8 protein-coding genes and 1 pseudogene are annotated in these 9,528 nt (G+C 58.4%); 8 read left to right on the top strand and 1 reads right to left on the bottom strand.

Annotated features, from left to right (window positions below; all coding sequences use genetic code 11):
- Positions 1-130: 130 nt before the first annotated feature.
- Genes Q0D44_RS12465 through Q0D44_RS12450 form a run of 4 tightly spaced genes read left to right on the top strand, consistent with a single transcriptional unit; the run spans position 131 to position 4,884 of the window.
- Positions 131-1,633 (top strand): glycosyltransferase, encoded by a 1,503-nt coding sequence (locus Q0D44_RS12465; RefSeq protein ID WP_294136907.1) that lies wholly within the window; start codon positions 131-133, stop codon positions 1,631-1,633.
- A gap of 38 nt (positions 1,634-1,671) precedes the next feature.
- Entirely contained in the window at positions 1,672-3,120 is a 1,449-nt protein-coding gene (locus tag Q0D44_RS12460; RefSeq protein ID WP_294136906.1) for a hypothetical protein, read from the top strand.
- Positions 3,117-4,085 (top strand): response regulator, encoded by a 969-nt coding sequence (locus Q0D44_RS12455; RefSeq protein WP_294136905.1) that lies wholly within the window; start codon positions 3,117-3,119, stop codon positions 4,083-4,085. The genes Q0D44_RS12460 and Q0D44_RS12455 overlap by 4 nt, the downstream gene beginning before the upstream one ends.
- The gene (locus tag Q0D44_RS12450) at positions 4,075-4,884 is read left to right on the top strand and encodes a transporter (protein WP_294136904.1); all 810 of its coding nucleotides are present in this window, start codon (positions 4,075-4,077) and stop codon (positions 4,882-4,884) included. Before Q0D44_RS12455 ends, Q0D44_RS12450 begins: the two co-directional genes overlap by 11 nt.
- Here Q0D44_RS12450 and Q0D44_RS12445 read toward each other — a convergent pair.
- The gene (locus Q0D44_RS12445) at positions 4,874-5,842 is read right to left on the bottom strand and encodes a hypothetical protein (RefSeq protein ID WP_294136903.1); all 969 of its coding nucleotides are present in this window, start codon (positions 5,840-5,842) and stop codon (positions 4,874-4,876) included. The genes Q0D44_RS12450 and Q0D44_RS12445 overlap by 11 nt on opposite strands.
- A 118-nt stretch (positions 5,843-5,960) precedes the next feature.
- On the opposite strand from Q0D44_RS12445, the pseudogene Q0D44_RS12440 reads away from it, so the two are divergent.
- The 4 genes and pseudogenes from Q0D44_RS12440 to Q0D44_RS12425 form a co-directional block, all read left to right on the top strand.
- A pseudogene (locus Q0D44_RS12440) lies at positions 5,961-6,149 on the top strand (integrase core domain-containing protein); the annotation flags it as partial.
- 138 nt (positions 6,150-6,287) lie between these two features.
- Positions 6,288-7,346, top strand: a complete 1,059-nt coding sequence (locus Q0D44_RS12435) for a histidine kinase (RefSeq protein WP_294136902.1) — start codon at positions 6,288-6,290, stop codon at positions 7,344-7,346.
- Complete coding sequence (locus Q0D44_RS12430; RefSeq protein ID WP_294136901.1) at positions 7,339-8,043, top strand: response regulator transcription factor; 705 nt, start codon at positions 7,339-7,341, stop codon at positions 8,041-8,043. The genes Q0D44_RS12435 and Q0D44_RS12430 overlap by 8 nt, the downstream gene beginning before the upstream one ends.
- Before the next feature lie 93 nt (positions 8,044-8,136).
- Positions 8,137-9,426: a hypothetical protein gene (locus Q0D44_RS12425; RefSeq protein ID WP_294136900.1), complete on the top strand. Its 1,290-nt coding sequence runs from the start codon at positions 8,137-8,139 to the stop codon at positions 9,424-9,426.
- The last annotated feature ends 102 nt before the right edge of the window (positions 9,427-9,528 follow it).

Below are 9,528 nucleotides of genomic sequence, written 5' to 3'. Positions count from 1 at the left end.
GCGCACCCAATGACCAACCGCACAAACTGTCCGGGACTTAGCGAAATGCCTGTCCGGGACTTTCTGAAATCACTGTCCGCGACTTACCGGAATCGCTGTCCGGGACTTTCCGAAACACGCAGACCTGGTCGTGACATCCAAGTCGGACGTCCAGAGCGCGGTGCAAAGCTTCTTTTCCGAACGATTCACGCATGCCGCTGTCTTTGATCTGGCGGAACGCGATCCGGTCATGTCGGCGCAGACGGTCTTCACGCCGGGTCAGCTTTTCTTTGCATGGGGCAGCTTTAGCCTGGTGACATTGGCGTTGATACAGTGGCCCCTCCCAACCCTGATCGCGCTCAATCTCCTGATGTCGATCTTCTATCTCGGCAACTTCCTTTTCAAAGGGCTGTTGATCTGGGCCGGGGGATTGAATCAGCACACTCGCGCGGACGAAATTGCGTCGGCAGTGCGTATGTTGCGTGACGAAGACCTGCCCATCTACACGGTGCTGGTACCGATGTTTCGCGAACCGGACGTGCTGCCGATTCTCGCCAACGCCCTGCGCAAGCTCGATTATCCGACGGCAAAGCTCGATATCAAGATCGTGCTGGAGGAAGGCGATCAGGAAACCATCGATGCAGCAGTCGCTCTTGGGCTGGAAGGCATATTTGAAATCATCAAGGTGCCCCCGTCACAGCCCCAAACAAAGCCAAAGGCTTGCAACTACGCCCTGCGGTTCGCACGCGGCGACTATCTGGTCATTTTCGACGCCGAGGATAAACCGGAGCCGGACCAGCTGAAGAAAGTCGTCGTTGCCTTCCAGCAGGCGGGGGACAAGGTTGGCTGTGTGCAGTGTCGGTTGAACTATTATAACCGCGATGAAAACTGGCTGACGCGCTTGTTCACCCTGGACTATTCCCTGTGGTTCGACCTGATGTTGCCGGGGCTGGAAAAGCTGGGCGTGCCTATCCCCCTGGGCGGGACGTCGAACCATTTCCGCATCGACGTCCTGCGCGAATTGCATGCCTGGGATCCGTTTAACGTCACCGAAGATGCCGATCTTGGCATCCGTATGACGCAGAAGGGATATGGCGTCCGCCTGGTTGCCTCGACCACGTTCGAGGAAGCCAATGTGTCCCAGACGAACTGGATCCGGCAACGATCGCGTTGGATCAAGGGGTATATGCAGACGTTTCTGGTCCACAGTCGTCGGCCAATCCACCTGATGCGTACCATCGGACCACTTGGCGTCCTTGGTTTCGTTTTCTTCATCGGCGGAACCATGTTGTCGGGCCTGCTCAATCCGATTTTCTGGGGCATCTTCGCTGCCTGGCTGATTACCAAGACCACGGCATTCGACCATCTTTTCCCACCCGTCCTTCTGTATCTGTCGCTGTTCAACCTGCTCGCGGGGAACGGAATGTTCATCTTCCTGATGATGCTGGCACCATTCCGACGCAATTGGCTGGAACTGACGCCATTCAGCCTCACGGTGATCTGGTATTGGGCACTGATGTCGATTTCCGCGTGGAAGGGGGCCTGGCAACTCGTCACCAGACCCTTCTATTGGGAAAAGACCAATCACGGTCTTTCAAAACATACCGCGGCTGAGGTGGCGCAGGCCGTGCAGGAACAGCAGGCGTCCTCATGAGGCGGACTTCCCCGACATTGGCCTGGTCAGGTGGCGCGATGGTTGCGCTGCTGATCGGCTGCTATGCGCTGCTCCACCTGATAGGAACGCGCGGCTTTATCTCCATGTCCAATCTGGACTTGATGGGCCGTACCATTTTGGCCAATTCAGGCGGCGTATCCGTGGAGAAGGTCGTCACCGCCTTCCCGCCCATGTCCTATGCTGCCGCGATTGCGGTGGACGCAATAGCGCCTGGACTGGGCTTTGACATACCGCATCTGATTAGCGGGACGCTCGCCGCCATCCTGCTCGCCAGTTGGTACAAGACGATGCGCGACAGCGGGTTCGCAACGACGCGGTCCATGCTGGCGACGCTTCTGCTGGGCTCTAATCCTCTTTTCTGGAGAGCCGCAGCAGAAGGCCCCAGCTTCATGCTGCTGCACTTGGGCTATTGGCTGTTCGTGCTTGGGATGTTTCAGTTGCGCCGGGGACACAGGATCAACGACCTGATACTTGTCGCCCTAGGTCTGGCGATGGTTGGCTTCGCGCACCCGTTCGGCTTGTTCCTCGTCTTTGGCGCGTTGCCATTTATCGCTCTTGCCATTCCGCCAGACAGGCTCAGAACGTCGCCAGCCAGCGTTTTCCTCGTGCTTCTCTTCCCTCTGGCGTTCGCGCTTCTGGCCTTTTGCTATGTGAATTGGATATTCGCGGGCGAACCCTTCCGTTTCCTGTTGAGCCTGAGTCGGGAAAGCATCGGCCTGGGCACAACCAACAGCATCTCCCCTGGCTTGTCGCAAGCGAGCGGCGGTTTGTTGCCGGGCGCATTGGCTGCCATCGCGATTGTCGCGGCCTGTCCCATTGCCGTTTCGATGTTCGTCCTAACCTATCGGCTGCCAGCGCTGCGCCTCGCCATCCTTGGCCTGATAGGCCATCTGGTAAGCAGTGCGTTGCTGGCGAGTGCATTCGGTTTGCTACCGCCGCTGGGACTGGTGGCAAGCCTGAGTGTCACGCTGTCAGTCGCGACCGCCGTTCGGTGGCCCCATGAAAGGCCGGATCGGCCTGGCATCCTGATGTTGCTGACCGCTGGATTGGCGGCTTGTGTCCTGATTGCTGCGGTCGATCCTGCTTCTGAAACGCAGCGTTGGCGTGGTTCCTTGTTCGGTTTTCCCGTATCGCACGGCGACGCGGAGCTGTCCGCCATTGCGACGAAGATCAAGGACCGGGATCAAATTCTCTTCGATGCAGAAGCTGTCCCCTCTGTGGTGGCGTTGCGCGGGAGCGCCAAAGGTATCTGGACGGCAGACAGCCTTCCCTTTCAATTGAGCGCGCTAAGGCAAACAGTCGATGCGGATATGATCATTGTTCGCGACCCACAATCTGCTCAGGGCAGCGACCGGGTCGGACGTCTCTTTCCACAGATTTACGACCAAGGATATCCGGGATACGCCCGCATTTACACCGGGGAGCGTTGGCGGATTTATGAACTTAGCCATGGAGGCAAAAGATGACCGACACCGGGTCTCCTGCCCATATTCTGATCGTCGATGACTCAGAGGATTCTGCCGATATCACCGCAGCTTTTCTGGAAGATGGCGGCTTTTCACGCCTGACCTTCGCCCGGTCGGCGGGCGAAGCATTTGCGCTTGTCGGCCTGGGTACCGATGGCGCATCGGCGCTGTTCGATCTTGTCATCATGGACATCATGATGCCGGATGTGGACGGAATCGAAGCCTGCGCGCGCCTTCGGATTCACGGTCCAACCAGATATGTTCCCATTCTCATGTTATCCGCAGCACGAGAAACGCAGGCGCTGAACCAAGCATTCGTCGCAGGTGCCAACGATTTCGTGGCCAAGCCAGTGTCCCAGATCGACCTGCTCGCGCGCGTCCGCACCCTGTTGCGGTTCGGTCGTGAACAGGAAAGGCGATTGTTGCGCGAAGCCGAGTTGGAGCAGCGCTCCATTACCCTTCAACGTGGCATGCTCGACGCTGCTTTGATTGATAGTGTCACCCAATTGGCCAAGGGAATGGTCGTTGAATTGACACTGCGCGCCTGCTGGGACGCCGGGCGATCAGCCGCAATGGCGATGCTCAAGCTCAATGAGTTCGATCGATTCATGGCTTTCCATGGCGTGGAAGAAAGCGAAAGGCTGCTGCGGAAAGTGACGTCGCTTCTCGCGCCAGAACCAACGCCTGCCGCGAGTTTGATATGCTATTATGGCGATGGCGTTTTCATGATTGTCCACCCCGGCGCAGCCAACGATGATGCGATGCGTCTCGCGGGTGAAAATATGCAGATGGTCGTCGCCCAAGCCCATATTCCCCATGGCAACGCTTTGGGGAATGAACATGTCTCGCTAAATGTTCTGACCGGTTGGGGGGGAAGCGGCGAGCTGACGGATCTGACCGGCAATCTTTTGAATAAAATGGCTTTTATGCAACGTGAAACGGGGCTTTATGTCAATGAAAACTAATGTTTTTACATTTGGCCCAATTGTAGCCGCCATCCTGGCCCCGGCTCATTCCGCTATTGCTCAAACAGGTGGGATAAGCTCTGCAACACAGAACAAATCCCAAGGGCAGGTCATTGCGACCTTCTATTATTCGAACAGCGACAAGGGCTGGGACCGCAATGGTCGCAGCATCGACATTGCCGACTATCAGAAGGTGGAACTATATCTGCTTGCAGAATATCGCGCGACCGACGACCTCACGCTGATCGCCACTCCCAGTTTCCGGAACGTGTCCGTGGAAGATGGCGATGACACGCGTGGATTGGGCTATACGGAACTGGGCGCGCGATATGATCTTGCGGCGGGTGAGGGGTGGACGGTAGCGGCCCAGGGGACCGTTCGCATACCGGGCAGCACGCGGCAGGATAATCTGGCGCAGGTCGGCAATACCAACATGGAGTATGATGCGCGGCTGCGAGGAACCTACGGATTTGCTGTTGGATTGGAGAGCGCGTTCATTGACGTCCAGACCTCTTACCGCTTTCGTGCCGGAGATCCGCCGAACGAATTTCATGGTGACGTGACGGTGGGCTATCGTCCGGTGTCGGATCTGCTGCTGATGGCGCAATCCTTCAACACAATCAGCGATGGACGCGGTGCAGGCATTTTCGATCGTTATCGCTATCACAATGTGCAGTTGAGCGCAGTGAAGGATGTCGGTAACGGCGTGTCGATCCAGGCCGGTTGGCTTGGCACCGTCGCTGGCGAAAATGCGCTGCGCGAACGAGGCTTTTTTGGCGGGCTGTGGGTCAGGTTTTGACCCATCGCCTTTGCAGGACGGCTTCGGCCGGTTTGTTCTGTACAGTAAAGTCCGTATCAGTTGCGCCGCCGCCATCGGGATCAGAGAACCAGCGCCATACAAGCGCCGTTTCAATTCCCATCCGTTGCGCAACGTCCAGCCAGGCGTCGATGACGGCAGCCTGAAGCGCAGGATCGGCCATGGCGCGTCGCTCTTCTGGACTTTCCCAAGGCTTACTGGTGGCACCTTTGGCGGACCTGATGCCCATCTCGCCGATCCAGCACGGCTTGCCTGAATTGCGTGCCACGCCCTGCAGTCGCGTCGCTGTGTCTGTCATCGCGGCTTCCCACGAACGGCGGTCATGGGCATTGCCAAGCGAAGGATAGAGCGACGCGGCAACCGCATCGAGTTGATCCCAAAATTCGATCTTCTCCGCTTCTTCCGGCCCGTGGGCAACATAGCTGACGATACCGTGATATTGATTGCGCACGGCGGCGATGATGTCGCGCCATTCGCTGCGCTGGCTGGTCAGGCGGAGTTCTGTTCCAATGAACAAAGCATCAATTTCATGTTCTGCCGCAATGCGTGCGAGCATCACCATATGGCTTTGGTACAAAGTCATCCATCGTTGCCATTCGCTTTCGCTTTTCATCGCCACCTGACCGGCCCAGTGGCCCGGGATCCAGATGTGCGGCTTGAGCATGACGTGCAGGCCCGCCGCCTTCGCCTGGCGGATACCCATCGCCAGTCGCTCCGGCGGCAAGGCGCTGCCCCAAACGACGTCGCAATTATCGGGACGGCTTTGCCAGAGGAACGGCACCAGAGCGACGCAGTTGGCACCAATTTCCAAAAGGCGACGCAGACTTCGTGCGGCGTGCTCCGACCCCAGCAATGCCTGGGGGGTTTCGATAAAATTGACACCGCAAAATCGGACCATGGGCACTGAAGCAGTTCCGCTATCGCAAAAGGCAGCGGCCATCGTGATTCCTAACAATTGTCGGCGAGATAAATCTATCATTCCTCTAACCATAGCGCACAAGCCAATGAACAAAAGTGGATAGCGCGGTAGCGAGGAAATTGCGAAAGCTCGAAGAAGGTCGGCCGATGCCCGCCGGAAGCTGGCCATCTGGCGCTACGATTACAACAATGTCTGGCCCCACTCGTCTTTGAGAAATCGGACGCCTGCCCAAGCGCGTCGGGCGTTCGAGCAGGACGAGAGTATCACGCCCGACGCGCTTGTGCAGGCGCAGGGGCCATCGTATCTAACCGCAAGACTCTCGTTATGATCGAGGGAGTGATGGGGGGCAGGTCAATATCGCAGTCGAAAACCGGCGCGGTTAACATTTTCTCGTCACCATTCGTTCCTGTACCTTACTCACCGTGCCTTATTGCCGTTCAAGCTTCGTCCCGAGTATAGGCCTTGAATGAAATCACTGACGAAAGCCGAATACCGGGTTCCGCATATTTGGATTGCCTTTGCTTGGTCATGCGTTGCGCTAGCATGGGGACCCGCCGCTGCGCTTGCCGCGGGCGCTAGTCCCACGCTCCGTGAATTTGCCGTCGCGACTGCGTTTTGCTTCGCCAGCTTCCTGCCTTGGGCTCTGGCGACCCGGAGGCTGTTCCGGCTATGTGAACGGCATCCGTTGGGAGAAGGGCGCGACGCATTCTCAGTCATTGCATTGTTGCTGACAGGAGTAGTTGTCATCCCGCTGCTGACGTCGGTGGTACCCGCAATCCAAGCTGCCATCGCGTTGATTTCGTCGTCATTGTTTGGACCGCCGCAGCCGCTTGCAGCGCTAGCGCGACGGATCATCGTCACGTCCCTATTCGCAGTGCCCACCTATGTTGCGGTGATCGCGGTCGGCCAAACTTTTGTCTGGGCAAGACGCGCGCGCCATCAGGAGGCGCGGTCCGCACGTGCCGAACTGCGCGCTCTGCAAGCCGAGCTGAGTCCGCATTTTTTGATGAATGCACTGGGATCGATTGCCCAGATGGCGCATGCCTCCGCCGATCGTGCGGAGGCAGCGCTGTCGGCGCTGGCCAATGTTCTGCGCAGTGGTCTGACGGCAGAAAACGAGATGAGCATGCTGGCTGACGAACTGGGCGCGGTCGACGAGCATTTGCTGCTCTACCGCGAACTAAACGGATGCCTCGACTACCGGCGCGCGGTGGACGACGGTTTGTGGCAAAGGTTGTTGCCCTCACGTATTCTGATCCCGCTCGTGGAAAATGCGCTGACGCATGGCAATACACTACCGGATGGCACGCGGCACGTTGACCTGAGGGTCACGGCCGCACCCCACGGCACGCGGATCGAGATTGGAAACCCTGCGTCTGCGTTTGCGCGTGCCTCACACGGGCTCAACTCAGGACTCGATCATGTGAGGCAGCGGCTGGCGATCCTTTATCAGGACCGGTTTAGAATGACGGTAGCGCGAGACGGTGGTTGGTTCAGCGTCGTGCTCGAGTTGCCAGATGCCTGACCTGTCAGTGTTGGTTGTCGAGGACAATGCGCTGGCGCGTGTCGCACTGCTGCGTTTGCTCACAGCGCATTCGGATATCGGTGCGGTTATTGAAGCCGTGAGCCTCGCGGAGGCGCGACAGCAGATTGCTTCGAAGGGGTTGGACCTTGTGTTCCTGGATGTCTGCCTGCCCGACGGGAAGGGAACGCAGTTCGGGAGCGAATTGGCCGAGCGCGCGCAGGCGCCAGCGCTGGTATATCTGACCGCAGACCCGGGTGCAGCCGTTGAAGCATTCCGGCAGGGGGCGTTCGACTATCTACTCAAGCCCATCACAGCGCCCGATCTTGCGCGCGCCTTGGGACGCGTGCGTCAGTCGCGGCATGGCGGGTCGGCGGCGCCGATCGAGATCCGCGATGGGGTCTCAACGCGCTTCATCGCGATTGAGCTGATCGCGGCGGTGGAAAGTGCCGGCCACTATCAGTGCATTCATGCTGGAGGTGAAGTTCATCTGGTACGTCAGCCCATAGCTTCGTTGCTCACACGGCTCGGCCCCGGGTTCGTCCGTGTACACCGCTCGGTTGTAGTGCGCGCCAGTCTGGTCACTGCAATGGAGACAAAGCGGAATGGCGATGGTGAGCTGGAGCTGACTGGCGGCAAACGGGTTCGGTTCAGCCGGTCCTATCGGGGCGACCTCTATGCGGCACTAGGCGCACGCTGACCGGTTCACGACGTCCGCGCCCCAGCTCACGTCATCATGGCGGGCAGATCACGACAGAGGAACTAGCGGTTATGAACCGTTTGAGGAGTTATCATGATCCGCTTTGCCGTCCCGTGCCTTGCCCTGTTGTTTGCATCCACGCCCTTGACTGCCGGTTCAAGCGAAATCACAGGAGCGCCGCGCGTAGCCGTTGATTCACCAAAAACGGTTCTTGCGCTTGAGGGCGGGCGTTGGTTCGATGGCGATGGTTTTGTCGAGGACACTTGGTATAGCGTTGACGGGCTGATGACCCGCAAACGTCCAACACAAATTGATGTGCGGATAGATCTCAAGGGGCGCTATGTGCTTCCGCCTCTGGCCGATGCACATAATCATAATCTCCAGAACGCATGGTCGGCAGCCACTTTCGCCGACGATTATTTGCGACGCGGCATCTTCTATTCGGCGCAATTGGCCGCGAACGCCGATGAGATTGCCGGATATCGCGGTTTGCTCGGTGGCCCGGGACGCGTGGATGTCCTGTGGGCGGAGGCGACGCTGTCGAGTTCGGATGGGCACCCTCTGGGCCTCGCGCTGGCAGGTGCCAAGCAGGCCGGTATGCCGGAGCAGCCCGAGGATTTCATCGACAAGGTATTCTGGGCGATTGACACCCACACGGACCTTGCGGCGAAATGGCCGAAGATCGCAGAAAGCCAGCCCAAGCTGATCAAAGTTATCGTCGTTGACGATGCGCATGCAGCAGCGCAGCGCAAAGACCCGTCGAGCTATGGCCAGCGTGGAATGAGCGCGGCTTTGCTTCCAGAGGTTGTCGAACGAGCGCATGCGATCGGCGCGCGCGTCGCGGCGCACGTCGACAGTGCCGACGACATCGCCCGCGTCGTCGCTGCGGGCGTCGATATCGTCGCACATCTCAACACCCGTATCCCAAGCGGGCTAAGCGCAGCCGACCTCAGACTGTCCAACGAAACGATCGCCGATATGAAACGACGCGGGACCGTGGTGATTCCGACCATCGCAGTGACGCGCTACTACCTCAAGGCTCATCCCGAAGATCGCGCCGCGCTTATGGCTGTCATCGGTGACAATCTTGCCCGCCTGAAAGCGGCGGGGGTCCCGATGCTGACTGGTAGCGATCTGTTCGACGGATCGGTGGTCGATGAGATCGAAGCGATGAACGCGACAAAGATATTTGGTGCTGGCGAATTACTGCGGCTCGCCACCAAGACCACGCCGCAGGCAATGTTTCCCGAGCGGCGCATCGGTATATTCGCAGAAGGTGCCGAAACCAGCCTTGTCGCTTACGATGCCGATCCGACACATGATCTAGCCGTGCTTCGGGCACCAAGACTAGCTATCAAACAGGGAGAAATTCTCGCCCGCTGAAATATGGCAGGCTTGCAGAGGGAAGCGCGCATGAAGTGAGCGCTGTCAACGGAATTGGAATCGAGCTGTCGGCTAATCGTGCGAAAAGCTCGTCTTAAACCA

Source organism: Sphingobium sp., assembly GCA_023266575.1.
GTDB lineage: Bacteria > Pseudomonadota > Alphaproteobacteria > Sphingomonadales > Sphingomonadaceae > Sphingobium.
This window is presented reverse-complemented; position numbering and strand designations above follow the sequence as displayed.